The organism is Kitasatospora sp. NPDC030952, from assembly GCF_055571335.1.
Genome location: NZ_JBVIFM010000028.1, coordinates 35,666 through 62,202 on the forward strand (window position 1 = coordinate 35,666; position 26,537 = coordinate 62,202).

19 protein-coding genes are annotated in these 26,537 nt (G+C 74.0%); 15 read left to right on the plus strand and 4 right to left on the minus strand.

The features are described from left to right. Window positions 1-292 precede the first annotated feature (292 nt). From ACZ47G_RS33995 to ACZ47G_RS34040, 10 genes are all read left to right on the plus strand, one after another. Entirely contained in the window at window positions 293-2,050 is a 1,758-nt protein-coding gene (locus ACZ47G_RS33995; RefSeq protein ID WP_465749420.1) for a sensor histidine kinase, read from the plus strand. Between the two features lie 320 nt (window positions 2,051-2,370). Further along, a complete protein-coding gene (locus ACZ47G_RS34000) occupies window positions 2,371-2,814 on the plus strand; it encodes a roadblock/LC7 domain-containing protein (protein ID WP_465749422.1) in 444 nt (147 codons plus the stop codon). Beyond that, window positions 2,811-3,179 carry a DUF742 domain-containing protein gene (locus tag ACZ47G_RS34005; protein ID WP_380454791.1) on the plus strand — a complete coding sequence of 123 codons (369 nt, stop codon included), beginning with the start codon at window positions 2,811-2,813 and terminating at the stop codon, window positions 3,177-3,179. The genes ACZ47G_RS34000 and ACZ47G_RS34005 overlap by 4 nt, the downstream gene beginning before the upstream one ends. After that, window positions 3,160-3,897 (plus strand): GTP-binding protein, encoded by a 738-nt coding sequence (locus ACZ47G_RS34010; RefSeq protein WP_465749423.1) that lies wholly within the window; start codon window positions 3,160-3,162, stop codon window positions 3,895-3,897. The genes ACZ47G_RS34005 and ACZ47G_RS34010 overlap by 20 nt, the downstream gene beginning before the upstream one ends. After that, a complete protein-coding gene (locus ACZ47G_RS34015) occupies window positions 3,894-5,132 on the plus strand; it encodes a cytochrome P450 (RefSeq protein WP_465749425.1) in 1,239 nt (412 codons plus the stop codon). Before ACZ47G_RS34010 ends, ACZ47G_RS34015 begins: the two co-directional genes overlap by 4 nt. 289 nt (window positions 5,133-5,421) lie before the next feature. Beyond that, window positions 5,422-6,636: a cytochrome P450 family protein gene (locus tag ACZ47G_RS34020; protein ID WP_465749427.1), complete on the plus strand. Its 1,215-nt coding sequence runs from the start codon at window positions 5,422-5,424 to the stop codon at window positions 6,634-6,636. A gap of 275 nt (window positions 6,637-6,911) precedes the next feature. After that, entirely contained in the window at window positions 6,912-8,297 is a 1,386-nt protein-coding gene (locus ACZ47G_RS34025; RefSeq protein WP_465749429.1) for an ABC transporter substrate-binding protein, read from the plus strand. A 205-nt stretch (window positions 8,298-8,502) separates the two neighbouring features. Then, window positions 8,503-9,525 carry a carbohydrate ABC transporter permease gene (locus ACZ47G_RS34030; protein WP_465749431.1) on the plus strand — a complete coding sequence of 341 codons (1,023 nt, stop codon included), beginning with the start codon at window positions 8,503-8,505 and terminating at the stop codon, window positions 9,523-9,525. Between the two features lie 56 nt (window positions 9,526-9,581). Beyond that, window positions 9,582-10,526: a carbohydrate ABC transporter permease gene (locus ACZ47G_RS34035; RefSeq protein ID WP_465749434.1), complete on the plus strand. Its 945-nt coding sequence runs from the start codon at window positions 9,582-9,584 to the stop codon at window positions 10,524-10,526. Window positions 10,527-10,769: 243 nt separating this feature from the next. Further along, window positions 10,770-12,503 carry a DUF4153 domain-containing protein gene (locus tag ACZ47G_RS34040; protein ID WP_465749436.1) on the plus strand — a complete coding sequence of 578 codons (1,734 nt, stop codon included), beginning with the start codon at window positions 10,770-10,772 and terminating at the stop codon, window positions 12,501-12,503. Between the two features lie 194 nt (window positions 12,504-12,697). Here the strand turns inward: ACZ47G_RS34040 and ACZ47G_RS34045 are convergent, their stop codons facing one another. Next, window positions 12,698-14,248, minus strand: coding sequence for an MFS transporter (locus ACZ47G_RS34045; protein WP_465749438.1), 1,551 nt, complete (start codon window positions 14,246-14,248; stop codon window positions 12,698-12,700). Window positions 14,249-14,639: 391 nt separating this feature from the next. Here ACZ47G_RS34045 and ACZ47G_RS34050 point away from each other — a divergent pair, with 391 nt between their 5' ends. The 3 genes from ACZ47G_RS34050 to ACZ47G_RS34060 all read left to right on the plus strand — a co-directional run bounded on the left by ACZ47G_RS34050 (window position 14,640) and on the right by ACZ47G_RS34060 (window position 17,045). Beyond that, on the plus strand, window positions 14,640-15,284 hold the full coding sequence (locus ACZ47G_RS34050) for a TetR-like C-terminal domain-containing protein (RefSeq protein ID WP_465749440.1): 645 nt from the start codon (window positions 14,640-14,642) through the stop codon (window positions 15,282-15,284). A gap of 277 nt (window positions 15,285-15,561) precedes the next feature. Continuing rightward, window positions 15,562-16,260: a ribonuclease HII gene (locus tag ACZ47G_RS34055; protein ID WP_465749442.1), complete on the plus strand. Its 699-nt coding sequence runs from the start codon at window positions 15,562-15,564 to the stop codon at window positions 16,258-16,260. A 101-nt stretch (window positions 16,261-16,361) separates the two neighbouring features. Further along, window positions 16,362-17,045, plus strand: a complete 684-nt coding sequence (locus ACZ47G_RS34060; RefSeq protein WP_465749444.1) for a hypothetical protein — start codon at window positions 16,362-16,364, stop codon at window positions 17,043-17,045. A gap of 201 nt (window positions 17,046-17,246) precedes the next feature. On the opposite strand, the gene ACZ47G_RS34065 is transcribed toward ACZ47G_RS34060, so the two are convergent. Further along, a complete protein-coding gene (locus ACZ47G_RS34065; protein WP_465749446.1) occupies window positions 17,247-17,963 on the minus strand; it encodes a hypothetical protein in 717 nt (238 codons plus the stop codon). A 366-nt stretch (window positions 17,964-18,329) separates the two neighbouring features. Next, entirely contained in the window at window positions 18,330-20,525 is a 2,196-nt protein-coding gene (locus ACZ47G_RS34070) for a RecQ family ATP-dependent DNA helicase (RefSeq protein ID WP_465749448.1), read from the minus strand. A gap of 229 nt (window positions 20,526-20,754) precedes the next feature. Between ACZ47G_RS34070 and ACZ47G_RS34075 the strand changes: the two genes are divergently transcribed. After that, a complete protein-coding gene (locus tag ACZ47G_RS34075) occupies window positions 20,755-22,266 on the plus strand; it encodes a DUF4192 domain-containing protein (protein WP_465749449.1) in 1,512 nt (503 codons plus the stop codon). Window positions 22,267-22,297: 31 nt separating this feature from the next. Here the strand turns inward: ACZ47G_RS34075 and ACZ47G_RS34080 are convergent, their stop codons facing one another. Further along, a complete protein-coding gene (locus ACZ47G_RS34080; protein ID WP_465749451.1) occupies window positions 22,298-23,611 on the minus strand; it encodes an alpha/beta fold hydrolase in 1,314 nt (437 codons plus the stop codon). Window positions 23,612-24,348: 737 nt separating this feature from the next. On the opposite strand from ACZ47G_RS34080, the gene ACZ47G_RS34085 reads away from it, so the two are divergent. After that, window positions 24,349-26,472 (plus strand): amylo-alpha-1,6-glucosidase, encoded by a 2,124-nt coding sequence (locus tag ACZ47G_RS34085; RefSeq protein WP_465749525.1) that lies wholly within the window; start codon window positions 24,349-24,351, stop codon window positions 26,470-26,472. The last annotated feature ends 65 nt before the right edge of the window (window positions 26,473-26,537 follow it).

The window sequence follows — 26,537 nt, forward strand, 5'->3', positions numbered from 1 at the left end:
GTGGCGGGCGGTGGAGGCCGGACTGGCCTGAGCCCGCGGTGCGGGTGGGGTGGAAGGTGTCGCGGTGCGGTGTAGTCGGCGTGAATGAAGGAGATTGGCCGTCAACTAGCGGGTTGAGGCCAATGTCTGAATCGATATGATCGGCCGAAAGCGTGAACCGATCAGCCGCCCGGAGACGTTTCGCGACGCCGCCGGGCGGTCTGGTATGCGCCCGACCAGCTGTCGGCGGCCGAAGCCGTCGCCGACCGGCCGCCCGCGCCGCCGCCCGCCGACGTTGCCGAGGACCGTACCGATGAGAGAAGCCACCAGCCCCGACGGTCGGCCGCGCCGCCGCCCCGCGCCGCGCACCGTCGCCCTGACCGGGGCCGCCGTCCTGCTGGCGCTGGTCGCCGCGCCGGTCGGCATCGGCCGGGCCCTGGGTGCGCACCAGCCGCTCACCGCCCTCGCGGTGGGAGCCGTGGCGGTGCTCTGGCTGATCGCGGTCGGCCAGGCCGCGACCGGCGCCGAGCGCGCCCGGCGGCTGACCGAGGACTTGGCCGCCCAACACGAGGAGACCCGGGCCGCGCTGGTCGCCGCCGGCACCGCCCGACAGGCCGAGACGGCCGCCCTGGACCGGGCCGCCGCCGCGCTCACCGAACGGGACGCCGCCCGCGCCGAGCAGGCCCGGATCGAGGCCGACGTCACCGCCGCGCACGCCGAGCTGGCCCGGCTGGCGGCCGAGCTGGACGCCGAGCGGGCCGAGGCCGCGGCGGAGCGCGAGCGGGCTGCCGCCGAGCGGGCCGAGCTGGAGCGGATCCCCGAGGGCGTGCTGCCCGAGGTGGTGAAGAAGCTGCGCGGGGGCGCGTCCGTGGACAGTGCGCTGTCCGCGCACCGCCAGCACCCCCAGTACGCCCTGCTGCGCGCCGTCGGTGAGGAGGTCGGCCGCGGTGAGCGGCTGCGGGCCGCCGCGCTCGCGGTCTGCGCGACCGCCGCCGGCCGGGTCCAGGCGCTGGCCACGAGCATGCACGCGGAACTGCGCGAGATGCAGCACCGGCACGACGAGGAGGTCCTCGGCGACCTGCTGCGGCTGGACCACTCGACCGCCCAGGCGGGCCGGATGGCGGACGGCATCGCGGTGCTCACCGGCGCCCGTTCCGGCCGCCGGTGGGCCAAGCCGATCGCGGTGGAGTCGGTGCTGCGCGGCGCGCTCGGCCGGATCGGCGCCTACCAGCGGGTGCGGCTGCACAACGCCAGCACCGCGGCGGTGGCCGGCTTCGCCGCCGAGGGCGTGATGCACGCGCTGGCCGAACTGCTGGACAACGCCACCAACTTCTCCGCCCCGCCGGCCGAGGTGCACGTCTACGTCGAGGAGGTGCCGGCCGGCCTGGTGGTCACCGTCGAGGACAGCGGCCTGGGCCTGGGCGACAGTTGGCTGCGCCGGGCCGAACGCGCGGTGTCCGCCGAGCCGCTGGACCTCGCCACGCTGTCCGCCGGCACCCGGCTGGGCCTCGCGGTGGTCGGCGTGCTGGCGCGCAAGCACGGGCTGCAGATCTCCTTCCGGCCGTCCGCGCGCGGTGGCACCGGCGTGGTGATGCTGATCCCGCAGCAGCTGGTCACCCACGCGACCCCGGCCCCGGCACCGGCGCCCGCCCAGGCACCCGCGCCCGCCGTGGAGTCCGTACGCCCGGCGCTCACCCCCGCCCGCCCGGCGCCCGCCTCACTGCCGCCCGCGCCCGTGGTGCCGAGCGCTGCTGCGGTGACCGCCGCGCCGACTCATGCGCCGGCCGCTGTGTCGACTGTCGCCGCCGTCCCGGTGCCTGCAGTGCCCGTACCCGCCGTCCCCGCCCGGATGACCGACAGCGGCCTGCCGCAGCGCCGCCGCGGCCAGACGCTGGCCACCACCACCCCGGCGGCGGCTCCGGCCGCGAAGCCCGTACGGACCGACGCGGCGGGTGCGGCCGCCCGGTTCGGGGCCTTCCGTAGGGCGGCCCTGCCGACCAGAAGCGACGGGCCGCCGACCACGGACGTCACTTCCGATGCCTCATCTGCCACCGAGAAGGACTCCTGTTGACTTCCTCCTCCGGACGAGGCCAGAGGACTCCAACCCTCGCGGGTCGGGCTTTCTGCTTCACAGCCGCTTGCCGACCTGGGTTTGCCAGCGAAGGGACGGTGTACCGCCCATCGGTCTTACATCAGCTCCACAGACCTGACCTCCCGCCAGCCCGGCGGTAGGCCGACTCGGAGCGTTACAGCGCCCCAGGCCGACTCCGGCAACGTAGCAGACGACGACGATGACGGCGCTGCAACTTGACAAGCCCTGCCGCGTTCTGCGTCGCCGACAGAACGCCCGTATTTCCCCGGTCAGCGCCGGGGACTCATCGGAGGTAATAGATGATCAGCGCCACCGACCGCGACCTCGACTGGCTGTTGGAAAACCTGCTGGCGGCAACCCCCGGTACCCGGCACGCCCTGGTGCTCTCCGCCGACGGCCTGAAGCTCTGCCACACCGCCGGGCTGAGCGCCGACCAGGCCGACCAGCTGTCCGCGATCGCCTCCGGACTGCAGAGCCTGGCGCACGGCGCCTCGATCGAGTTCGGCGACGGCAGTGGCGGCGTGCGGCAGTCGATGACCGAGTTCCACGGCGGCATCCTGTGCATCGTGGCGGCCGGTGAGGGCGCCCACCTCGCGGTGGTCACGGACGACGACGCGGACGTGGGCGTGGTCGGCCACAACATGCACGGCCTGATCGAGCAGATCGGCATCCACCTCAGCGCGCCCGCCCGGGACGCGGAAGCGGACGCCGACGGGGCCGCGCGCGAGAGCGCCGGGATATGAACGCCGGGCCGGTGCTGCCGGGCCGGGACGACGACCCGGACCGCCTCTACACCATCACCGGGGGCCGCAGCCGCGCCCCGGAGAACGCCTTCGACCTGGTCACCCTGATCGTCGCGGAGCGGCAGCCGGCGCCGGGGATGCAGTCGGAGCACGCCCGGATCCTCGGGATGTGCGAGGCACCGACCGCCGTCGTGGAGGTGGCGGCGGAGCTGTCGCTGCCGATCTCGGTGGTGAAGATCCTGCTCGGGGACCTGCTGGAGTCCGGGGCGGTCACCGCTCGCCACCCCAGGTTCGCGCCGAACAAGGCCCGGCTGCCCGATCTCGACACGCTGAAGCAGGTGCTGCATGGCCTCCAACGGCTCTGACCTCCAGGACGTCCGGCCCGCGGCGCGCACCCCGCTGCGGGCGACCGCCGACAACGCGCTGAAGATCGTCGTGGTCGGCGGCTTCGGGGTGGGCAAGACCACCCTGGTCGGCTCGGTCAGCGAGATCCGCCCGCTGAACACCGAGGAGGTGATGACCCGGGCGGGGGAGGGCATCGACCCGGCCGGCAGCTGGGGCAAGCGCTCCACCACGGTCGCCTTCGACTTCGGCCGGATCACCCTGTCCGAGCGGCAGGTGCTCTACCTGTTCGGTGCGCCCGGCCAGGAGCGCTTCTGGTTCCTCTGGGACCGGCTGTTCAGCGGCGCCCTGGGCGCGGTGGTCCTGGTGGACACCCGGCGGCTGGAGGACTCCTGGTACGCGATCGACCGGCTGGAGCACCACGGCACCCCGTTCGTGGTGGCCCGCAACAACTTCGGCGAGCCCGGCCACACCCTGGAGCAGGTCCGGGAGGCCCTGGACCTGCCGCCGGAGGTGCCGCTGGTGGACTGCGACGCCCGCGACCGCGACTCCGGCAAGCGGGTGCTGATCACCCTGGTCCACCACCTGGCCGCCCTGGCCGGGGCCGACCCGGCCGAGCTGGCGGAACTGGCGGAGCCCGCCGCCGCCGTCCCTGTCGCCACCCCGGCCCCCGTCGCCGACCCCGCCGCGGCCGCCCTCGCCGGAGCACCCGACGCGATCTACGAGGAGAGCACCCCGTGACCCAGCCCGCCGCCACCCCGCCCCCGGGCTGCCCGGCGCACGCCGGCGCCACGCCGCTGTACGGGCCGCGCTTCCAGACCGACCCGGCCCAGCTCTACCGCGAGCTGCGCGCCGCCCACGGCCCGGTCGCCCCGGTCGAGCTGGCCGGTGGGGTGCCCGCCTGGCTGGTGATCGGCTACCGCGAGCTGCAGCAGGTCACCGGCCAGCCGCAGCTGTTCGGCCGGGACTCCAGCCGCTGGCACGCCTGGGAGACCCTGCCCGCCGACTGGCCGCTCAAGCCGATGATGGCCCCGGTGCCGTCGATGCTGTACACCGAGGGCGAGGAGCACGTCCGACGGTCCCGCGCGGTCACCGACGCGCTGGCCGGGATCGACCCGTACGAGCTGCGCAAGCACAGCGAGGACATCGCGGACCGGCTGATCGACGGATTCGCCGGGCGCGGTGAGGCCGATCTGGTCGCCGAGTACGCCCACCTGATGCCGCTGCTGGTGCTCTGCCGGGTGTTCGGTCTGGACGAGGAGCAGGCGCCGGAGCTGGTCGACGCGGTGCTCACCATGCTGGACGGCGGACAGGGCGCGCCGGCCGCCGCCCAGCGGCTGCTGGAGCTGATGCTCGAAGTGGTCCGGACGAAGGCCGAGTTCCCGGGTGAGGACGTGGCCTCGCGGATGCTGGCCCACCCGGCCGGCCTGGAGCACGACGAGGTCATGCGCGACCTGCGGGTGCTGCTGATCTCCGGCCACCAGCCGAGCTCGTACTGGATCTCCAACGCGCTGCGACTGATGCTCACCGACGAGCGCTTCGCCGCCTCGCTGGCCGGCGGTCGGCGCAGCATCAGCCAGGCGCTCAACGAGGCGCTCTGGGAGGACACGCCGGTCCAGATCTTCGCCGGTCGCTGGGCCACCCAGGACACCTCGCTCGGCGGCCAGCGGATCGCCGCCGGAGACATGGTCCTGCTGGGCTTCGCCGGGGCGAACGGGGATCCGCTGGTGCGTCAGTCCGACGGCCGCCCGGCCGAGGGGAACCGGGCGCACATGAGCTACTCGTACGGCGAGCACGGCTGTCCGTTCCCGGCGCAGGAGGCGGCCGAGGTGATCGCCACCACGGCGATCGAGGTGCTGCTGGACCGACTGCCGGACCTCCGGCTGGCGGTGGCCGAGCACGCGCTGGTGTGGCGGCCCTCGGCCTGGGTGCGCGGGCTGGTCGCGCTGCCGGTGTCGTTCACCCCCGGCCACTGAGACCGACCGGCAAATGGTGAGCGGCGTCGCGACGCTCCCCCAGCCTTCGGCCGGGAGGTACCCCCAGGGCACAAGCGCACCTCGCCGCGTTGTCGTCGGTCGCCAATGCGCTGCATTGGCTCCCTCCTCCGCCTTGCGATGCACGCACCCCAACGCCGCTCCTTCACCCACTCACCATTTGCCGGTCGGTCTGAGGCACGCGTCTTGCGGATCTTCGGCGGGCCAGCCAAGATCCACCGGGCGTGCACAAACGTTCGAAGTTCCGCCATGTCAAGGAGAGTTGCCGCCGATGACCGCTGCCCCGGCCCCGATCGCCCTCGACCCGCTGGCCCGCGACAACGCCGCCGAGGGCGCCCTGCTGCGGGCCGCCGGTCCGGCGGTGCCGGTGGTGCTGCCCGGCGGGGTGGCCGCCTGGGCGGTGAGCCACCACGCGGCCGCGCGTGACCTGCTCACCGACCCCCGGCTGGTGAAGGACGCCCGGCAGTGGGCCGCCTACCAGCGCGGCGAGGTGCCGAAGACCTGGCCGCTGATCGGCCTGGCGGTGCCCGGCCCGAGCATGGTGACCACGGACGGCGCCGAGCACCGCCGGCTGCGGGCGCTGGTCGCCCAGGCCTTCACCCCGCGCCGGGTCGAGCTGATGCGCCCGCGGGTGGAGGAGATCACCCACGCGCTGCTGGACACCCTGGCCGCCGGGGAGCCGGAGATCGACCTCAAGACGGCCTTCGCCTTCCCGCTGCCGATGACGGTGATCTGCTCGCTGCTGGGCGTCCCCGAGTCGGACCACGGGCTGCTGCGCGACCTGTACGAGCGGTTCTTCGGCATCAAGCCCGACCCGGAGGGCATCCAGGCGACCGTCGCCGGACTGAACGCCTTCGTCAACGGCCTGGTGGCGCAGCGCCGTTCGGCACCGGGCGAGGACCTGGCGAGCGTGCTGCTGGCGGCCGACACCGAGGGCGGGGCGCTCACCGACGCGGAGGCGGCGGCCACCCTGCGGGTGATCATCGCGGCCGGCCACGAGACCACGGTCAACCTGATCGGCAACGCGGTGCGGGCCCTACTGGCGCACCCGGACCAGCTGGAGCTGGTGCGGGCGGGCGAGGTCTCCTGGGACGCGGTGGTCGAGGAGTCGCTCCGCTGGACGCCGCCGACCAGCAACTTCCTGTTCCGCTTCGCCGCCGAGTCCATCGAGGTCGGCGAGCTGGTGATCCCGGCGGGCGACCCGGTGCTGGTCTCGTACAACGCGATCGGCCGGGACCCGCTGCAGCACGGGGCGACCGCCGAGCTGTTCGACATCACCCGGGACCCGACCCGGCACCTGTCCTTCGGGCACGGCCCGCACGTCTGCCCGGGTTCGCCGCTGGCCCGGCTGGAGGCGGGGATCGCGCTGCCGGCGCTGTTCGAGCGCTTCCCCGGGCTGTCGCCGGCGGTGCCGGACGGCGAGCTGCGGCCGAGCCCGTCGCTGGTGGTGAACAGCCTGCTGGAGCTGCCCGTCCGGCTCTGGTGACGTCCTTTCCGGCGGTGCGCCGGGTACGCGGCCCCGTCCGGCTTCCGGGCGGGGCCGCGGCTCGTGGCGGCCGAGGTAGGCGTTTCGGAGGCGGCGGTCGGGGCACCGGTACGGGAAGGTCGACCATGGACCTTGGCGGCGGCGGACGGCTGCGTTAACGTCGTCGAATCGGTTCGGCCGCCCGCTCGTCCAGCGATCTCCGCACGCCCATCTCCGGTACAGCGCAATGTCGTTCAGCCCACCCCAGGCAGCTCGCCCTGGCGAGGAGGACCGCATTGACCCTCAACCCGACCGCGTCGTCCACGAGTTACCGCCGCAGACTGGTGGCCGCGCCCGCCCTGCTGGCAGCGCTGGCCCTGACCGCGGCCTGCTCGAACAGCTCCAGCGGTTCGGGTGACGGCGGTGGAGCGGCCCAGACGCTGACCGGCGACTGCGCCAAGTACCAGCCGTACGCCGGACATTCGGGCACCACGGTGACGATGTTCGCCTCGATCCTGAGCCCGGAGTCGGACAACCTGGAGAAGTCCTGGGCCGAGTTCGGCAAGTGCACCGGGATCAAGATCAGCTACGAGGGCTCCAACGACTTCGAGTCCCAGCTGCCGGTCCGGGTGGCCGGCGGCAACGCCCCGGACTTCGCGATCATCCCGCAGCCGGGCCTGCTGGCGCAGATGGTCAAGAGCGGCAAGGTGGTCAAGCCGCCCGCCCAGACCGTCGCCAACCAGGACAAGTGGAGCCCGGTCTGGAAGACCTACGGCTCCGTCGACGGCACCTTCTACGCGGCCCCGATGAGCGCCAACATGAAGTCGCTGGTCTGGTACTCGCCGAAGGCCTTCACCGCGGCCGGCTACCAGGTGCCCAAGACCTGGGCCGACCTCATGGCGCTCAGCGACCGGATCGCCAAGGCGGGCGGCCCCAAGCCCTGGTGCGGCGGCATCGCCTCCGGCACGGCGACCGGCTGGCCGGCCACCGACTGGCTGGAGGAGGCGGTGCTGGGCACGTACGGCGGCGAGGTCTACGACCAGTGGGTCGGCCACCAGGTGAAGTTCTCCGACGAGAAGATCACCACGGCGATGAGGACCGTCGCCGACTGGATGCTCAACCCGGCCTGGGTGAACGGCGGTTACGGCGACGTCAAGTCGATCGCCACCACCACCTTCCAGGACGCGGGCGCGCCGATCCTCACCGGCAAGTGCGCGATGCTCCAGCAGGCCTCCTTCTACGAGGCCCAGTGGCCCAAGGGCACCAAGGTCGCCCCGGACGGTGACGTCTTCGCCTTCCACCTGCCCGCCGTCAACCCGGCGATCGCCAACCCGGTCGAGGGCGGCGGCGAGTTCCTGGCCGCCTTCTCCGGCCGGCCCGAGGTGCAGGCGGTGCAGAACTACCTGTCCAGCTCGGACTGGGCGAGCAGCCGGGTGAAGACCGCGAGCGGCTGGGTCTCGGCCAACCAGGGCGTGGACAAGAGCCTGTACACCGACCCGATCGACAAGCTCTCGGCGGAGGCGCTGACCGACCCGAGCGCGACCTTCCGCTTCGACGCCTCCGACATGATGCCGGCGGCCGTCGGCTCCGGGCAGGAGTGGAAGTCGCTCACCGCCTGGTTCGCCGAGGGGCAGTCGATCCAGAAGGTGGCCGGCGACATCGACGCCGCCTGGCCGAAGTAGCCCGCCGTACGGCGGACCACGGGACCACCCGCCGAGGGCGGTGCGGGGCCACCCACCCGCACCGCCCACCCCCTTCCCCACCCCCCTTCCCCACCCCCCTTCCCACCTCGCCTTTTCGCCTCCCCGCCTCCCCTCCCCGTCTCGTCTTCCCGCTTCGCCTTCCTGACTCGCCTTCCCGTTGGACGAACCGAAGGGACGTGCAGCCATGCCCGTATCCGGCTCCCCGCCGGCCGTCGACTCCCTGGCCGTCGGAGCCTGGGGCGATGCGGTGGTCAAGTTCGGCAACAGCTTCGGCGCGATCGCGGGCTTCCTCGGCATCCTGCTGGTGGTCTTCCTGGTGGCCGGCCGGGCCCGCGGCCGCCTCGCCCGCCCGCTGGCCGTCCTGGTGTTCCTCGGCCCGGCCGTCCTGCTGCTGGCGGTCGGCCTGGTGGCGCCGCTGATCCGCACGATCTACCTCAGCCTGCACAGCGCGGACGGCAGCACCTTCGTCGGCGGCGAGAACTTCGGCTGGGCCTTCACCACCGACTCGGTGCGGAAGGTGCTGCTCAACACCCTGCTGTGGCTGGTGGTCGCGCCGCTGGCGGCGACCGGCCTCGGCCTGGTGCTGGCGCTGCTGGTGGACCGGATGCGCGGCCAGTCGGTGTACAAGTCGCTGATCTTCATGCCGATGGCGATCTCGTTGGTCGGCGCCTCGATCATCTTCAAGTTCGTCTACGAGGCGCGCGGGAACGACCAGCCGCAGATCGGCCTGCTCAGCCAGCTCGCCCACGCGGTGGGCTGGTCCGACCCGCCGAACTGGCTGCTCAGCCAGCCGCTGAACACCTTCCTGCTGATGGCGGTGATGGTCTGGGTGCAGACCGGCTTCGCGATGGTGGTGCTGTCGGCGGCGATCAAGGCGATCCCGGACGAGGTGGTGGAGGCCGCCCGGTTGGACGGCGCGACCGGGGTGCGGCTGTTCTGGCACGTCACCGTGCCGATGATCCGCACCACGGTGATGGTCGTCCTGACCACCGTCATGATCATCACGCTGAAGGCCTTCGACATCGTCCGCACCATGACCGGCGGCAACTTCGGCACCCAGGTGCTGGCCAACGAGATGTACTCGCAGTCCTTCGTGCAGTTCAACGACGGGCGCGGCGGCGCCCTGGCGGTCCTGCTGTTCCTCGCGGTGCTGCCGCTGGTGGCCTACAACATCGTCCAACTGCGGAGGGAGCGTGAGGTGCGGTGAGCACTCCTGAGAGGAGCACTCCCGAGGTGAGCACTCCCGGGGCGGGGACTCCTGAGGTGAGCACTGCTGCGGCGAAAGCCGTCGGCCGTCGTCCCGGTGGGAGGAACCCGGTCCGGAAGGCCTTCAGCAGCCCGCTGGCCTCGGTGTTCGTGATCGCGGTGACGGTGCTCTGGACGATCCCCACCCTCGGCCTGCTGGTGACCTCGCTGCGCCCCAAGCAGGACGTGACCGCCGACGGCTGGTGGAACGCCCTGCGCCACCCCGACTTCGGACTCGGCAACTACCACGCGGTGCTGTTCGAGGGCGGCTCCGGCGGCTCCACCGGCCTGATGCCCTTCCTGGTGAACTCGCTGGCGATCAGCATCCCGGCCACCCTCTTCCCGCTGGTGCTCGCGGCCATGGCGGCGTACGCGCTGGCCTGGGTGCGGTTCCGGGGGAGCGACACGGTGTTCTTCACGGTGTTCGCGCTCCAGGTGGTGCCGCTCCAGATGGCGCTGATCCCGCTGCTGCGGCTGTTCTCCAGCGGCGCCCACCTGGGTTCGCTGACGCTGATCCCGGCGGTGGACCTGAAGGGGAGCTACGCACCGGTCTGGCTGGCGCACACCATGTTCGCGATGCCGCTGGCGGTGTTCCTGCTGCACAACTTCATCGCCCAGCTGCCGCGCGACCTGATGGAGGCGGCTGTGGTGGACGGCGCCTCGCACTTCAAGATCTTCCGGTCGATCGTGCTGCCGCTGTGCGCCCCTGCGCTGGCCTCGTTCGCGATCTTCCAGTTCCTGTGGGTCTGGAACGACCTGCTGGTCGCCCTCACCTTCGCCGGCGGTACGCCGGAGGTGGCGCCGATGACGGTCCGGCTGGCGCAGTTGTCCGGTTCGCTCGGCGGTCGGTGGGAGCTGCTCACGGCCGGGGCGTTCCTGTCGATCATCGTGCCGCTGATCGTCTTCTTCAGCCTGCAGCGGTACTTCGTCCGGGGTCTGCTGGCCGGGTCGGTCAAGGGGTAGCCCGCCGGTGGCCCCGGCGGGAGGGGTGGTGGCCCCGGCGGGAGGGGTGGTGGCCCCGGCGGGAGGGGCGGTGGCCCCGGCGGGGAGGGGTGGTGGCCAGGGGCTTCTGAACGTGTTCAGAACTGACTTTTGAACTTGTTCAGAATGCTCTACAGTCGGCAGCGGCCGAGGCGTCGAGCACGCCCGCCCGCGGACCGTCCGGAGGACGGCTTCCGCATGCCCGCCGACCACTGAGGGGGAGCCATGCCAGGCCCGTCCACGCCTGCCCCGACCGATCCGCCGCCCGCGTCCGACCCGCAGGCGTCGGCCGACCCGTACGAGCCGTACGCGTCGGACGACCCGTACGCGCCCTACGCGTCGGCGGATCCGTATGCGCCGTACGCGCCGTCCGCGTCGTCGGCGCCGTCCGGCCAGGGTTCGTCGTCCGGCCGGTACCGGCCCGGCGGCTCGTACGGCCCGTCCGTGGTGTCCGGACCGACGATCGGAGACCGGCTGCGCGCCACCGACCCCGAGCGGCACGCGGCGGCCACCCCCCGGGTCCTGCTGTTTGCCCTGCTCACGGGCCTGCTGACGGCCTGGCTGCTGTACGACGGGGTGGGTGCCAACCTGCTGATCGGCGGCGCCGCCACCGCCGTCACCGCCGGACTCGTCGCTCGTGCCGCCGGCCGCCGGATCCGGCCCTGGACGGTCGTCTGGAGCCTGCTGGCGCTCGCCCTGCTCGCCGTCCCGGCCCGGTGGGACGCGGGCTGGCCCGCCCTGCTGGCCGCCGGCTGCGCGCTGGGCCTGGCCTCGCTGGCCCTGCACGGCGGTCGACGCTGGTCGGGGGTGCTGTTGGCGCTGCCAGCCCTGGTCTGCCAGCTGATTCCGGGCGTGGCCTGGCTCTGGGAGGGACTGGAGGGCCGGTCGCTGCCCGGCCGCGGCCGGATCGTCCCGGTGCTCAAGGCACTCGCGGTCGCCGCCGTCCTGCTGACCGTCTTCGGCCTGCTGTTCGCCGACGCCGACGCCGCCATGGCGGACCTGCTGGCCGGGCTCACCCCCAGCCTCGACATCCACCAACTGCCGCTGCGCGGGCTGCTGTGCGGACTCGGGACGCTCGCCGCGCTGGGCTTCGCGCACATCGCGGCCGGCCCGCGCCGCTGGGACCGCCTGGAGATCCGTCGCGGGCGGGAACGACGGCGGCTGGAGTGGGCGCTGCCCCTGGTCGCGCTCAACCTGATGTTCGGCGCCTTCGCGGTGATCCAGGCGGTGGTGGTGCTCGGTGGCGCGGACGCCGTGCTGCGCAACACCGGGATGAGCCGCTCCGCGTACGCCCGTCAGGGCTTCTGGCAGCTGAGCGTGATCACCGTGCTGACCCTGGTCGTGGTGGCCGTCGCCCGGCGCTGGGCCCCGCGGACCACGCCGGCCGACCGCCGGGTGGCGCGGATCCTGCTCGGGCTGCTCTGCCTGCTGACGCTGGTCGTGGTCGCCTCGGCGCTCGGCCGGATGTGGTTCTACGTGGACGCCTCCGGCCTCACCCGGCTGCGGCTCTGGGTGCTGGTGGTCGAGATCTGGCTGGGCGTCGTCTTCCTGCTGCTGATCACCGCGGGGCTCACCCGCGGCACCGGCTGGCTGCCGCGCGCCGTCGTCCTCAGCGGCATGGTCACCGTCGCGGTGTACGGACTGATGGGGCCGGACGCGGTGGTCGCGGAGCAGAACGTGGCCCGGTACGAGCGGTCGCAGCAGATCGACCTGCGCAACGTCCGCGACCTCTCGGCGGACGCGGTGCCCGCCCTGGACCGGCTGCCGGAGCCGCAGCGGTCCTGCGCGCTGCAACTGATCCGGCGCGACCTGGATCACGACACCCGTCCCTGGTACGCGGCCGGCGGCTCGGTCGCCGGGGCCTGGCAGGCTCTGCGGGAGCGGCCGCTGGTGGAGGGGCCGCGGACGGGGCGGGGGCCCTGCGAGTGGGCAGGCCTGGTGCCGGCGGGGAGCCGGTAGCGGAAGCGCCGTGCTGCGGAGCCGGGGTGGCGCGGGGCCGGGGTGCGCGGGGGCGCGAGGCCGGGGTGGCGCGAGGCCGGGGTGGCACGGGGCCGGGGAACGGGCCGGGGTGGTACGGGGTCGGGGAAGGGGTCGGGCCGGCCGGGAGCGTGCTGCTCCCGGCCGGCCCGTGGCGGTTCCCGGTGCGGGTCAGGTCAGTGCATCGCGATGCCGGCGCTGTCGCCGCTCGGCAGGTCGCTGGCCTTCGCCTTGACCACGAACAGCGCGACTAGCAGGGCCACCCCGGCGAGCGCCGCACCCACGATGAAGCCGTGTGAGATCCCCTGGGCGAGCACCGAGTTGGCGGCGTCGGAACCCGGCGGGAAGTCGTGCTTCTCCTGGAAGTAGGCGAGCTGGTCCGGCGAGGCGGCCTTCATGAAGCCGGGCACCTGCGCCTTGAACTCGGGCACGGCGTAGTGTGCGAAGACCGTGGTCAGGATCGACAGGCCGAGCGAACCGCCGATCTGCTGCATCGAGTTGAGCAGGCCGGACGCGGCGCCGGTCTCCTCGCCGGGGACGCCCGCGACGGAGAGCAGCATCACCGGGACGAAGATCAGACCCATGCCGAAGCCGAAGATCACCGTGGGCGCGAGCACGCCGTCCAGGTAGCCGCTGTCCTTGTGGATCTGGGTCAGCCAGGTGAGACCGATGGTGACCAGCAGCGCGCCGCCCGCCATGAACGGCTTCGGGCCGTACTTGGCCTGGAGGGCGGAGGCGATCTGAGCGGCGATGATGATCGACACGCTGATCGGCAGGAAGGACACGCCCGCCTTGAGCGGGCTGTACCCGAGCGGTCCCTGCACGAACAGGACCACGTAGAAGAAGATGCCGAACATGGCCGCGGCCAGGCAGAGCATCATCACCAGGCCGCCGGTGCGGTTGCGGTCGGCGAACAGGTGCAGCGGGGTGATCGGCTGGTCGGTGCGCCGCTCGATCACGACGAACGCGGCCAGCAGGATCACGCCGGCCGCGAAGGAACCGAGCGTCAGGCCGTCCGACCAGCCGTCCGAGGCGGCCCGGATGAAGCCGTAGACCAGGCCGACCAGGCCGAGGGTCGAGGTGAGCGCGCCGGGTATGTCGAACCGGCCCGCGTGGCGCTCGGACTCGGTGATGTAGCGCGGCGCGGCGATCGCGATCAGGACGGCGATCGGCACGTTGACGAAGAACACCCAACGCCAGTCCAGGTACTCGGTGAGCAGGCCACCGGCCAGCAGACCGATCGCGGCGCCCGAACCGGCCACCGCCGAGAAGACGCCGAACGCCTTGTTGCGTTCCGGCCCCTCTTCGAAGTTGGTCGCGATCAGGGCGAAGGCGGTCGGTGAACAGATCGCGCCACCGATGCCCTGGAGCGCGCGGGCGGCCAGCAGCAGACCGCTGTCCTGGGCGAAGCCGCCCAGCAGCGAGGCCAGGCCGAACAGCAGGGTGCCGAAGATGAACACCCGTCGGCGGCCGAGGATGTCACCCGCGCGACCGCCGAGCAGCAGCAGCCCGCCGAAGGTCAGGGTGTAGGCGTTGATGACCCAGGACAGGTCGGTGGTGGAGAAGTTCAGCGCGTCCTTGATGCCCGGCAGCGCGATGTTCACGATGGTCGCGTCGAGCACCACCATGAGCTGGGTGGCCGCGATGACGGCCAGGGTGATGCCCTTCCCCCTGCTCTGGCCGCCCTTCGGTGGTGAGTTCTTGCTGAGCGTGTCGGAGATAGCCACGAATGTGCCCCCTGCTGGCTACGTGCTTGGGTGCTTGGGTGCTTGGGTGTTCGGATCTCGGAGTCTCGGGCGTCCGGGGATGCAGCGGATCCGCTGGCCCGAACGGGCTGCTGCGCGATGGCGCAGACTTAGAAGGAACGGTGCCGTTCACTAAGCTGGACGATATCCTGGGGTCGATAGTGAACGCAAGCGTTCCTTAAGGAGGGTGGCAATGGATCGGTTGATGCGGCGCTTTTCGGCGGACCGGACGCCCGGTCGGACGGCCGCCCGAACGGCGGAGGACGGGAGCCCGCCGCCCCCGGCGCCGATGGAACCCGGGGTGTCCGGGCGTGCCTCCGGGGTGGGGGCGCCTGCGGGCACCGCCGGGGTGGCGGGGCCCGAGGTGGTCCCGGTGGCGCCGACCAAGGCCGGGGCCGAGCCCTGCTGTCCGGTGCGGGCGGCCCAGGAGGCGCTGACGCGTCCGGTGCGCCGTCGGGGGAAGGAGTTGGAGAACGCGATCTTCGAGGCCGCGCTCGACCAGCTCACCTCCGGCGGTTACGCGCGACTGACGATGGAGGGCGTCGCCGCTGCGGCACGGACCGGGAAGGCCGCGCTCTACCGGCGCTGGGCGTCCAAGGTCGAACTCGTCATCGACGCCCTGGACTCCACTCTCCCACGCCCCTACGGCATCCCCGATCTCGGGTCCGCCCGAGCCGAGTTGCTGCAGCTCATCGAGCTCTTCGCGGACGCGATCTGCTCCCGCGCGGGCGCCGCCCTGCACGCGCTGATGGCTGAACTCTCCCAACAGCAGGCCGAGGTGTTCAAGGACTTCATCGTGCGGCGGGTGATCGGACCGACCCAGGGCACCGTCCTGGACATCCTCCGCCGCGGCGTCGAGCGCGGCGACGTCCGCCCGGACGCGGTCGCCCCGCTGGTCGCCGACGTCGTCCCGGCGATGCTGATGTTCCAGGTGAAGGTCTGCGACCGCGGGCTCGCCCCCGACTTCGCGGTCCGGCTGGTGGACGACGTGCTGGTGCCGATGATCCGACAGCCGTAGCCGGGCGCGGGGTGGGCGCGGGGCGGGCGCGGGGTCTGCGCGATGCGGGTGCGGGGTGGCGGCCAGGGGGCGACTCCGGGGCGGCTCCAGGGTGGCTCCGGGGTGGTCCGCGCCGGTCGGGATCGGGGCGCTGTCGGGCGTTTTCGGGGCGGTGCAGGGGTGTTTTCGGGGCGCCCGTGAGCGGGCTTAGGCTGGAGGCTGCCCCCAGCGGAGTGGGCCGCCTCGCCCGACCGGGCTGTTCCGCCCGACGGGGCTGCTTTGCCGAACGGAGTCCGTCATGCCCATCGTCCCGCCGACGCACTCCGTCGAACGCTCGCTCCGCCGGGCCGGCGCCAAGGTCGTGGTCGGACTGGACGAGGTGGGCCGCGGCGCCTGGGCCGGGCCGGTCACCGTCGGCGCCGCCGTCACCGGCCTGCGCAAGCCGCCGGCGGGGCTCACCGACTCCAAGCTGCTCACCGTGCTGCGCCGGGAGGCCCTCGCGCCGGTGCTCGCCGAGTGGGTCACCGCGTACGCGCTCGGTCACGCCTCGTCGCAGGAGTGCGACGAGCTCGGCATGACGGCAGCCCTGCGACTGGCCGCCGTCCGCGCGCTGGAGGCGCTGCCGGTCGAGCCCGACGCGGTGATCCTGGACGGCAAGCACGACTACCTCGGCGGCCCCTGGCGGGTGCGCACGGTGATCAAGGGCGACCAGTCCTGCGTCTGCGTCTCCGCCGCCTCGGTGCTCGCCAAGGTCCACCGCGACGGGCTGATGGCCCAACTCGGCGAGGCGTGCCCGGAATACGGCTTCGCGGACAATGCCGGCTATCCGTCCCCGGTGCACCGCGCCGCGCTCGAGGAGTTCGGCCCCACCGAGCATCACCGGCTCTCCTGGGCGTACTTGGACGCACTGCCCGAGTGGCGCCATCTGAAGCGCGGTCGGGACGTCGCCGGCGCCGGGCAGGGGTCCGCCGACGAACAGTTGACGCTCGGTTTCTGACGGTCCGTCTGGAATTGCCCCGGGTGGGGGTCGCGGGTGCCCGGTGCCCAATGGGTGGGGTGCCCGTGCGCGTTCGACCGGCATTTGATAGATATCCGGGTATGCCTGTCTTCCCCGAGGAGCCGGAGATTCACGAGAGCCTCCCGGGCCCCGGCGTTCCCTTCCCCCGCGAGTCGGACGCACAAGCCCTCCACGCGCCTGCCAACGGCGGCGCGCCCGCCACCGCACCCACCACCGTCGCCGCCGCATCGCTCCCGGTGCCCGGCCCGCGTCCGGCGCCGCCGCGACCGGCACCGCCGCGTGCCGACCGCCCGGGCCCGCCGCGCCTGATCCCCAAGCCCGGTCCGGCACCGCGCCGCCCGGCCCCCGCCGCACCGCAGATCGAGGTCCAGCACATCGCCGCCACCCCGGCCGAGGCACTGGACCGCGCCGACGACGCGGTCGACCAGCTCCTGGACTCGGGCCGCAACCCGGGCGACATCCTGGTGCTGACCGTCGGCGGGCCGCACCCCTGGCAGCAGCACGAGCTCTCCTTCGGCGAGGAGCGCTACTGGGCGCAACTCGCCGACGGTGGAGACGTGTTCTACGCCGACGCCGCGCTGACCAGGCCGGTCCGCCGTGAGGTGGTCGTCCTGGCGGTCAACGGCAAATCGCCCGCCCGGGCCGCCGAGGCGTACGCCGAGGCGCTCGGCCGCGCGAACGCCCTGCTGGTGGTCTGCGGAGAGGCCGGCCCGGCTGCCTCGGGGGCGGTCGGCGCCGCACCGGGACGCCCGGGCAAGGCCTGACAGCCGTCCTCACTCCGGGTCCGGTGCCGTACGGTGCCGGGCCCGGAGTCCGTCCGCAGTCCGTCCGCAGTCCGTCCGCAGTCCGTCCGCAGTCCAACCGTGGTCCGTCCGCGGTCCGTTGTCCGTCGGCGGCTGCCGACCGACGCGTTCGGCCCTGCTCCGGTCGGAACGCCCGTGCCCGTGACGGCCGTTCGGGGCCGCTCAGCGCGTGCCGGTGCGGCGGCCCGGTTCGACGGCCGTGGCCCGAGCGGGGATCCACGGCGGCTCGGACTGCGGGGCGCGCTGGGGAGCGTCGACCCGCTTGGCCTGCTCGGCCGCCTGCTGCCGGGCGCGTTGGCCGCGCGGGACGTCGAGCACCGACCGCGGCGGCAGTTCCGTCACGGTGTGCACCGGCCCGTCCGCCCATGAACCCGCGTGCGGATTGCGTCCGCCTCTTCCTTCCCCGAGGATCTGCCAGCCCGTCGGCGTGAGCCCGATGTACGAGCCGCAGCGCAGTCCGTGCAGCCCGGCCGCGTCCCTCAGCGCCCACATCCAGGCGCCGTCCTGCTCGGTCCAGCCGGGCGCGCCGTCACGGCAGCGCAGCAGCACGGCAGTCCGGTTCGGCTCGGGCAGTCGCAGGTCGTGCGGGGTGATCCGGCGCAGGTGCGCCAGCAGGGCGTTCCGGTGCAGCCAGCCGTCGGTGTCGTGGGGCCAGGGCGTGAACGAGGCCGAGGCGGTGACGTGGTGGAGCGCGTCCAGGACCGCCACCACGACCGTGCCCGGCTGGGGCAGGTGGCGCTGGTGCAGTTCCTGGACGAACTCGCGCGGATCGCGCAGCAACGGGATCCCCGAGGCGGTCCAGGTCTCCAGGTCCAGCAGCCGTCTGGGCGCCGAACTCCCGGAGAGGGGATGCTGACCTCGGCCGATACCGTTGATCACGATCCTCCTTCCTGGCCCGCGGGCAGGCGGGTGCCTGGGTACGCCGAAGGGCGGGTCCAGCGGACCGGATTTCGGGTACTTCCCAATTCTCGGGGCAACGGGGCCGGAGCGGCAACGATGAAATGATGAACGCCATCCGATAGCCCATGTTCTGTCGGATATGTTCCACGGCGGCCCGAGTGGGGTTCAACTGCCGTTCGACCTTGATCCACACTGGCTGAAGGGCATGGTGGGCCGTCATCGACATGGTGAGCACTCCTTTCTCGGGTCGGATCTGCGGCGTGATCGAAATCGCCCTGTCGACTCCTTTCCGTTAGGCCATTCGAGTGAAGGCGGTCCTGGGTGCGGCGGCCGTCCGCCGCAGGCTCACCCCTGCACGGCCAGGACCACCGGCAGCACCGCGCCGGCTCCCGCCCGGCGCAGCAGCCGGGCCGCCACGGTGACCGTCCACCCCGAGTCCACGAGGTCGTCCACCAGCAGCACCGGCCCGCCGGCCACCGCCACCGCCTGCTCCAGCTCCGGCGGCAGGACCAGTGCCCCGGCCAGCGAGTGCAGTCGCTGGGCGCTGTTGCTGCGGGCCCCGTGCGGGGGCTGCCCGCCCGCGTACTCGATCCGGCCGAGCAGCGGCAGCCGCCCGATCTCGGCGATCCGCGCACCGAGGCTGCCGACCAACTGGGGGCGGGACGAGGACGCCATGGTCACCACGCCGACCGGCCGCTCCAGCCGGGCGCCCTCCGCCGTCGCGGGCCCGGCCCAGCCCCCGGGGCCGCGTGCCCAGTCGGCCAGCACCGCCACCAGCGCGTCCACCGCCTCGCCGGGCACCGGAACGTCCGGCGCCTGCTCGGCGAGCAGGGTGCGCAGCCGATTGCCCCAGCCGATGTCGGACAGCCGGCCGAGCGCCCGGCCGGTCTCCGCCTGCTCACCGGCCGGGATCCGGCCCTTCAGCGGCACCCCGAGCGCGTCCATCCCGGTCGGCCAGAGCCGGCGCGGCTCGAAGCTCACGCCCGGGCGGCCGAGCGCGGCCCGGGCCGCGGCCAGCGTCTCGGCGGAGACCTCCGGGGTGTGCAGCGGGCCCGCGCAGTTGTCGCAGCGCCCGCACGGCACGGCCTGCTCGTCGTCCAGCTGGCGGCGCAGGAACTCCATCCGGCAGCCGGTGGCCGCCGCATAGTCGCGCATCGCCCGCTGTTCCGCCTCCCGGGAGGCGGCGACCTTGGCGTAGCGGGCGGTGTCGTACGCCCAGCTCTGCCCGGTGGCCGTCCAGCCGCCCTTGACCCGGCGGACGGCGCCGTCCACGTCCAGCACCTTGAGCATGGTCTCCAGTCGGGCCCGGCGCAGGTCCACCCGGGGCTCCAGGGCGGCGGTGGAGAGCGGGCGGCCGGCCTCGGAGAGCGCGTCGATGGTGCGCCGCACCTGTTCCTCCGGCGGGAAGGCGAGCGAGGCGAAGTAGCGCCAGATCGCCTCGTCCTCGCGCCCGGGCAGCAGGAGCACCTCGGCCCGGTCCACGCCGCGCCCGGCCCGGCCGACCTGCTGGTAGTAGGCGATCGGCGAACTGGGCGAGCCCAGGTGGACGACGAAGCCGAGGTCGGGCTTGTCGAAGCCCATGCCGAGCGCGGAGGTGGCGACCAGCGCCTTGACCCGGTTGGCCAGCAGGTCGGCCTCGGCGGTGCGGCGCTCGGCGTCCTCGGTGCGGCCGGAGTAGGAGGCCACCGGGAAGCCGCGCTCGCGCAGGAAGGCCGTCACCTCCTCGGCGGCGGCCACCGTCAGGGTGTAGACGATGCCCGAGCCGGGGAGCCGGTCGAGGTGGTCGGCCAGCCAGGCGAGCCGGTGCGCCGGGTCGGGCAGGGCGAGCACGCCCAGGGTGAGGCTCTCCCGGTCGAGTGGACCGCGCAGCACCAGGGCGTGCTCGTCGGTGGTTCCGGTGCCGAGCTGCTCGGCGACGTCCGCGGTGACCCGGGCGTTGGCGGTGGCGGTGGTGGCCAGTACCGGGACACGCGGCGGCAGGTCGGCGAGCATAGTGCGCAGCCGGCGGTAGTCGGGGCGGAAGTCGTGGCCCCAGTCGGAGATGCAGTGGGCCTCGTCGACCACCAGCAGGCCGGTGGAGGCGGCCAGCTTGGGCAGCACCTGGTCGCGGAAGTCCGGGTTGTTCAGCCGCTCGGGGCTGACCAGCAGGACGTCGACCTTCCCGGCGGCGACCTCGGCCTGGACCTCGTCCCACTCCTCGGTGTTGGCCGAGTTGATGGTCCGGGCGTGGATGCCGGCCCGGGCCGCCGACTCGACCTGGTTGCGCATCAGGGCGAGCAGGGGGGAGACGATCACGGTCGGCCCGGCGCCGCGGGCGCGGAGCAGTGCGGTGGCGATGAAGTAGACCGCGGACTTCCCCCAGCCGGTGCGCTGGACGACCAGGGCGCGGCGGTGGTCGACCACGAGGGCCTCGATGGCCGTCCACTGGTCCTCGCGCAGGCTGGCGGCGGGGCCGGCGAGCTCGCGCAGGACGGCCTCGGCCCGCGCCCGGACCTCGGCGCGGTCGGCGGTGGCGGTGGTGTGGATGTCGGGCTGCTTCATGGCGTCGATGTAACCCCATGGCGCCGACAAGGGGCGAATGCGGTCCGGGCGGCGAAGCGGAAGGCGGAGTGTATTTCATCCGTCGATCCGCTGAACGGTCGCCAAAATCCACTCTCTGGAGCGAGTGTCGCGTGCGCTGAATGAGCGAACGGAAATTTGGAGGCCGAGTTATCCACAGGAAAAAGGAAAGTTCCGGAGTCGTCATCGGATAGCGCGCACTGTTGCGGCCATGAACGCGATGAACAACGAACACGTCATCCTGTCCCTGGGCCCGGCTTCCGAGCAGCGGCCCGTCGTTATGCGCGGTCCGGCCGACATGGCCGAACTGTTGCCCTACTTCCTGGGGTTCTACCCCGACGACAGCATCGTCGCGGTCGGCCTCCAGGGCCCCGACCTGCACCAGGGCGGGGTCATCCGGGCGGACATCCCGGTCTCGTCCGCGGAGTGGCCGGCCGCCGCGGAGGAGACGGCCGCCCTGCTGGTCGCCCTCTCCGAGCGGCACGGCAGCCGGCCGCTCGAAGTGCTCCTCTACCTCTGCCAGGATTCGGACACGCCGCACGCCCCGCCGCCGGTGGAGGGCCTGCGGCCGCTCGCCGACCACCTGCGTGCGGCCTTCGGGCGCAGGGGAGTGGCGGTCAAGGAGTCGCTGTGCGTCTCGGACGGCCGCTGGTGGTCCTTCCTCTGCCGCAGGGAGGGCTGCTGCGATCCGGCGGGCAACCCGGTGCGCCGAGGGCCCGACCCGGGGCCGGCGGCCGCCGCCGCGACGGTGGCCGGCCTGGTGCCGCGCGGCAGCCGGAGGGCGATCGTCGGCGGCCTGGCCCCGGTCGGCCCGCCGGAGGACGCCCCGCAGCGTGAGGCGCTGGCCCGCGCCGAGCCCCTCGCGGGGGCGGTCTCCCGGGAGCAGGGCCTCGATCTGCTGGAGCAGGCCTTCGCCGAGTTCGCGGCCGGTGCCCGGGAACTCGACGAGGAGCGAACGGCCCGGCTGCTGTTCGCCCTCCGGGACCGCCTCACCCGGGACCGCGGCGTCGAGTACGTCCGCCCCGGCGAGCTCGCGCCCGCCGAGCGGCTCTGGCGCTTCCTCGCCCGGCGCGCCGTGCCGCCGTACGAGGGCTGTGCGGTGGCCCCGCTGACCTTGCTGGCCTGGGCCTCCTGGGTCGCGGGCGACACGGCCACCGCCCGGGTGGTGCTCGGTCACGTCCTTCGGCTCTCCCCGGGCTACCTGCTGGCCGAGTTGCTGTACGAGTCGATGAACGACGGCATGACGCCCGGGCCGCTGCTGACCGCGGTCGAGGCCCAGCGGCGGCGGCGCGAGGAACGCACGGCCACCTCGCAGCCCGGGGCCGGGCCCAAGCCCGCGACCGACGGTGAGCCGGGGCCGGCGCCTGGGTCCGATCAGGCCCCGGGCGGCTCGCCCGGGGAGCAGCCCCGCCCCGCGGGTGGGGCACGCCGACGGCGGCGGGGCGGCCGCCGGAAGGCCGCGGCCCCGGGAGCGTCCCCGGCCGACCGCGGTGCCGACGGGCCCGGTGACCCCGGCGAGCCGAAGCCGGACGCCGGCGACCCCGGACCGGTCGCCCTGCTCCCGGCCCCCGGGCACGGTCCGGTCGCCGGAGCACGGTCCGCTCTGGGTGTGCGCCTCGGCCGGGCGGGGTCCTGCGCCCCGGCCGCCCTCCGGTCCGGCACCGGACTCCACCGGTGCCGGGGCAGTCGGCAGGCGGCGAGGGGGTCCCACCGTGCGCACTGAGCCACTCGCCGCCCCACCGGCCGGAAGGCCGCTACGCCTCGCCGTGCGCCATCTTGAGCAGCCGGTCCAGCACCTTGCCGCCGCTGACCCGCAGGCCGTCGTGCTCCCACTCGTTGGTGATCCAGACCCGCAGGCCGCGCACCGCGCGGGCGGTCTCCAGCGAGTCGGCGGTGTCCACGTACATGTCGTCGTGGTACACCGCCGCCACGACGGGCACGGTGTTGGTGGCCAGGCGCGCCGGGTCGTAGAGGTCGGGCCAGTCGGTGCGGGCGGCGAGCAGGTCCGCGGTCTCCTTCAGCGGGCGCAGCGCCGGGTCGGTGTCGAACATCCAGGGGTAGATCATCTCCCCGGTGAACAGCACCGGTGCGTCGGACGCCAGCGCCGCCCGTGCGTCGAACTGCGGGAACTCCTTGCGGACCCGCTCGGCCGACCAGGCGGTGCCACCCTGGTCCACCGAGCGCTGGCTGTAGATCGACTCGTGCAGCACGGCGTACAGCGGGCCCTCGGCGAAGGACAGCTTGGCCTGGACACCGGCCAGGAAGGTGTCGGAGAGCTCGGCCCCGGCCGGGCCCTCCACCCAGGCCTCCTCCAGCAGGTAGTGCAGGGCCCCGGAGCCGCTGCCGCCGCCGAGCATCATCCCGAGCACCTGGAAGGCCTCGACGGTGAGCTGTCCGCCGTCGGGCAGCGTGGCGGGGGAGTCGGCGAGGTGGGCGGCGATCCGCCGCACGGCCTCGACGTCCTGGGGGAAGCGGGCGTAGTGGTCCTCGTTCTTGCGGACGACGCGCGGGTAGGCGGCGCGGTAGACGTCGTCGGCGGAACTGCCGAGGCCGGAGAGACCGCCGGTGATGAAGGCCTCGGTCAGGCCCTCGGGAGCGAAGGAGAGGTAGGTGAGAGTGCAGAAGCCGCCGAAGCTCTGGCCGAGCACGCTCCAGCGCCGGTCGGCGCCGAGCAGCCGGTGGCGGATCAGCTCGGCGTCCCGGACGATCGAGTCCGCGCGGAAGTTGGCCAGGTAGTCCGCCTGCGCCTGCGGGCCGCCGCGCCGGGCGAGGGTCTGCCGGGTCGCGGGCGTGGACCGTCCGGTGCCGCGCTGGTCCAGCAGCAGCACCCGGTAGTCGTCCAGGGCGCGATCCAGCCAGGTGTCCCGGCCCAGCGGGCGGGCGGCCTTGCCGCCGGGCCCGCCCTGGAGGAAGAGCAGCCAGGGCAGGTCGTCCCGCTCACGGCCCGAGGCCACCACCTCGCGGGCGTACACCTCGATCTGCTCGCCCTCCGGCGCGGAGTGGTCGAGTGGGACCTGGAAGACGTGGTCGGTCGTGACAATCCCGGGCAGCCGGCTGATGGTGGACATGCAACTCCTCGGTCTCTGCTGGTCACAGCGGGTGCGTCGCGGTTCACGGGGTCACCGGGTACGGGCGCCGCGACCCCCGCACCGTATCCTGGCGGCGGTCGAGCACCGGTTCGATTGCCCCGTCCACCGGGCCGGGCAGCCGATCGCGACTCGACTGGGCGCCGGCTTCAGCGGTGCCGGAGGCGGGCTCAGGCCCCGGACGGCGCCAGGGCCCTGGCGAAGCCTTCCGTGACGGCCTGGCGGAGGCGGTCCGACCGCCCGACGACCCGAGCGCGACCAGGGGCGGGGACGGCGGGCGTGACCTGGCGGCGGTTCGCGGCGTTCACCCCGGGGGCCCTGCGCCCGAACGGTGCCCGGCGGCAGCCCGGTTCCAGGCGGCCGTCAGGCGGCGCCGACCGGCCGGGCACGACAGGCCGGGCACGACCGCCGGTCCGTCGGGCGCGGGCCGCGGGGGCAGGGCGTCACGGGCGGGGCGTCACCGGCAGGCCGGGGCGCCGGACCTGACGACGTGAGGTGCCGAGCAGGATGAGGTGCCCGGCGCGAAAGGTGCGGCGTGCCGGTACCGGCCCGGTACCGCACACCGCATGGCACGGCCCGCCGCCGGGTACGGCCAGCACGGCACACCGCCGACGGGACAGACCCGCCGGCCAGGCACCAGCACGCGATCGAGCATGCTCGCGGCCCACCGGCCTGACCGGCCACCGGACCGCCGAGGGGAGGAGAGTCCGGTGACCGCCATGAGGCCACTACAGGCCGTGCCGGCCGAGAGCGTGGTCGGCGCGCCCAGACCGGTCGGCCGTCCCGACCAGGTCCCGGCAGCCGGGCCCGCAGGCGCACCCGTCGGCCCCGGACGGCCCGCGGCCCCGCCGCGCCCCCAGCCCCCCGCCGTCCACCACGCGCTGCTCTGCGTCAACGCCCCCGCGATGGCCGCCTCCGGCCCGGACGGCCAGCTGCGCGGCCACGGCCTGCACGGCTTTTACCGCAACGGGGTCCGGGTGCTGGCCCGGATGGAGCTACGGCTCGGCGGCATGGAGCCGCTGCCGCTCCAGGGCACCCTGACCAGCACCGCCCAGGCCCGCTTCCTCGGCTCCGTCCGCGTCCCCGGCGACCTCGACCCGGACCCGGCGCTCACCGTCGAACGGCTGCGCCACGCGGACGGCGTGGAGACGGTCACGGTGCGCAACACCGGTGCCCGGCCCGCCCGGCTGCCGCTGGAGGTCGCCCTGGGCACCGACCTCGGCCCGGTGGCCGAGATCGCCGCCGGGCACCGCTCGCCCGACCTGCCCGGCCAGGTGCAGTCCGCCGGGCTGCGCTGGTCGGGTCCGGCGCACAGCGCCGTGGTCAGCGCCAAGCCCTCCCCGCACGCCGTCCTGGCGGGGGCCGGGGTGCTCCGCTGGGACTTGGAGGTCCAGCCGGGCGCCCGCTGGTCGGTCGAGCTGCGCGCCGAACTGGAGAGCGCCCCGAGCGGCCCGCGCCCGCCCGGCGGGCGCGGCACCGGTGTCCCGCTGCCCTGGACGGAACCGGAGGTGCGCAGCGACGACCCGCGCGCCGCCCCGCTGGTCGACCGTTCCCTGGACGCCCTCGGCGGGCTGCTGTTCGCCGACCCGGACCGCCCCACCGACCTCTACCCGGCCTCCGGTGCGCCTTGGCGCTTCGGCCTCGCCCCGGCCGACGCGCTCTGGGCCGCCCGGCTGACCCTCCCGCTGGGCACCCGGCTCGCGGTCGGTACCCTGCGCGCGCTGGCCCGCCGTCAGCAGCTTGCCTCCGCCCCCGGTCGCACCGAGGGCCTGCTGCCCGGCGGCCTGCGGCACGGCGGCCCCGAACTGCCGCCCACCTGCACGGCCACCGAGGCCACCCTGCTTTTCGTCACCGTGCTCGCCGAGGCCTGGCGCTGGGGCTTGCCCCGGGCTGAGGTCGCCGAACTGCTCCCGGCCGCCGAGCGGGCGCTGGCCGCCCTGCGGGAGGGCCTGGTCGACGGCTTCGTCACCGACCTGAGCCGCCCGGTCGCGGACCGCGGCGCCCACCCGGTCGCCGCCCGGGTCGAGGTCCAGGCGCAGGCCCACCGGGCCGCTCTGCACGGTGCCGAGCTGCTGGAGGCCTTCGCCAGGCCGGGAGCCGGGGAGTGGCGGAGCTGGGCGGCCGACCTGCGCGGGCGCTTCCGCGAGCGGTTCTGGATCGACGACCTCTCCGGCGGCCGCCCTGCCGCCGGGCTGGCCCCGGGCGGCCAACCGCTGCCCGCCGTCGCCTCCTCCCTGGTGCACCTGCTCGACACCGGGCTCGCCGCCGACGGCGGGCGGCACGAGAGTCTGCTGGACCGCGAACACACCCGGCTGTTCGCCCAGCGCCTGGTCGCGCCCGAGCTGGACAGCGGCTGGGGCCTGCGGACCCTCAGTGCCAAGTCGCCCCGCTTCAACCCGCTGGGCCACCGCGGTGGCGCGGTCCGGATCCACGAGACCGCGCTGGCGATCGCCGGCCTCGCCGAGGCCGGCCACGAGAACGAGGCCGGCGCCCTGCTGGAGGGCCTGCTCGCCGCGTCCGCCCACTTCGAGTCACGGCTGCCCGAGATGTACGCGGGGGAGCAGCGCATCCCCGGCTGCCCACCGGTGCCGCACCCCGCGGCCTGTCGCCCGGCGGCGGTCTCCGCGGCCGGGGCCGTTCACGCGGTGTTCGCGCTCGCCGGAGTCCGGCCGGACGTCCCGGGCGGCCGCGTCCTGGTCCGCCCGGCCAGCACCGCCCCGCTCGGCGAACTCGAACTGACCGGCCTGCGGGTGGCGGGCGAACCCTTCTCGGTCCGGGTGAGCCGGATCGGGGTGGCGATGGTGGAGGAGGCTTCTGCGGACCTGCAACTGGTCGCCCGCTGACGCCGGACCGGGCAGCGCCTGTCGGTACCCTGCCCGCCCCCCGGCCATCCCGGAGCCGATCGCCC

Excerpts from the sequence above, each read along its gene's own strand:
- ACZ47G_RS33995 (WP_465749420.1), top strand. The coding sequence starts at position 293 with ATGAGAGAAGCCACCAGCCCCGACGGTCGGCCGCGCCGCCGCCCCGCG.
- ACZ47G_RS34000 (WP_465749422.1), top strand. The coding sequence starts at position 2,371 with ATGATCAGCGCCACCGACCGCGACCTCGACTGGCTGTTGGAAAACCTG.
- ACZ47G_RS34005 (WP_380454791.1), top strand. The coding sequence starts at position 2,811 with ATGAACGCCGGGCCGGTGCTGCCGGGCCGGGACGACGACCCGGACCGC.
- ACZ47G_RS34010 (WP_465749423.1), top strand. The coding sequence starts at position 3,160 with ATGGCCTCCAACGGCTCTGACCTCCAGGACGTCCGGCCCGCGGCGCGC.
- ACZ47G_RS34020 (WP_465749427.1), top strand. The coding sequence starts at position 5,422 with ATGACCGCTGCCCCGGCCCCGATCGCCCTCGACCCGCTGGCCCGCGAC.
- ACZ47G_RS34030 (WP_465749431.1), top strand. The coding sequence starts at position 8,503 with ATGCCCGTATCCGGCTCCCCGCCGGCCGTCGACTCCCTGGCCGTCGGA.
- ACZ47G_RS34040 (WP_465749436.1), top strand. The coding sequence starts at position 10,770 with ATGCCAGGCCCGTCCACGCCTGCCCCGACCGATCCGCCGCCCGCGTCC.
- ACZ47G_RS34055 (WP_465749442.1), top strand. The coding sequence starts at position 15,562 with ATGCCCATCGTCCCGCCGACGCACTCCGTCGAACGCTCGCTCCGCCGG.
- ACZ47G_RS34060 (WP_465749444.1), top strand. The coding sequence starts at position 16,362 with ATGCCTGTCTTCCCCGAGGAGCCGGAGATTCACGAGAGCCTCCCGGGC.
- ACZ47G_RS34070 (WP_465749448.1), bottom strand. The coding sequence starts at position 20,525 with ATGAAGCAGCCCGACATCCACACCACCGCCACCGCCGACCGCGCCGAG.
- ACZ47G_RS34075 (WP_465749449.1), top strand. The coding sequence starts at position 20,755 with ATGAACGCGATGAACAACGAACACGTCATCCTGTCCCTGGGCCCGGCT.
- ACZ47G_RS34080 (WP_465749451.1), bottom strand. The coding sequence starts at position 23,611 with ATGTCCACCATCAGCCGGCTGCCCGGGATTGTCACGACCGACCACGTC.
- ACZ47G_RS34085 (WP_465749525.1), top strand. The coding sequence starts at position 24,349 with ATGAGGCCACTACAGGCCGTGCCGGCCGAGAGCGTGGTCGGCGCGCCC.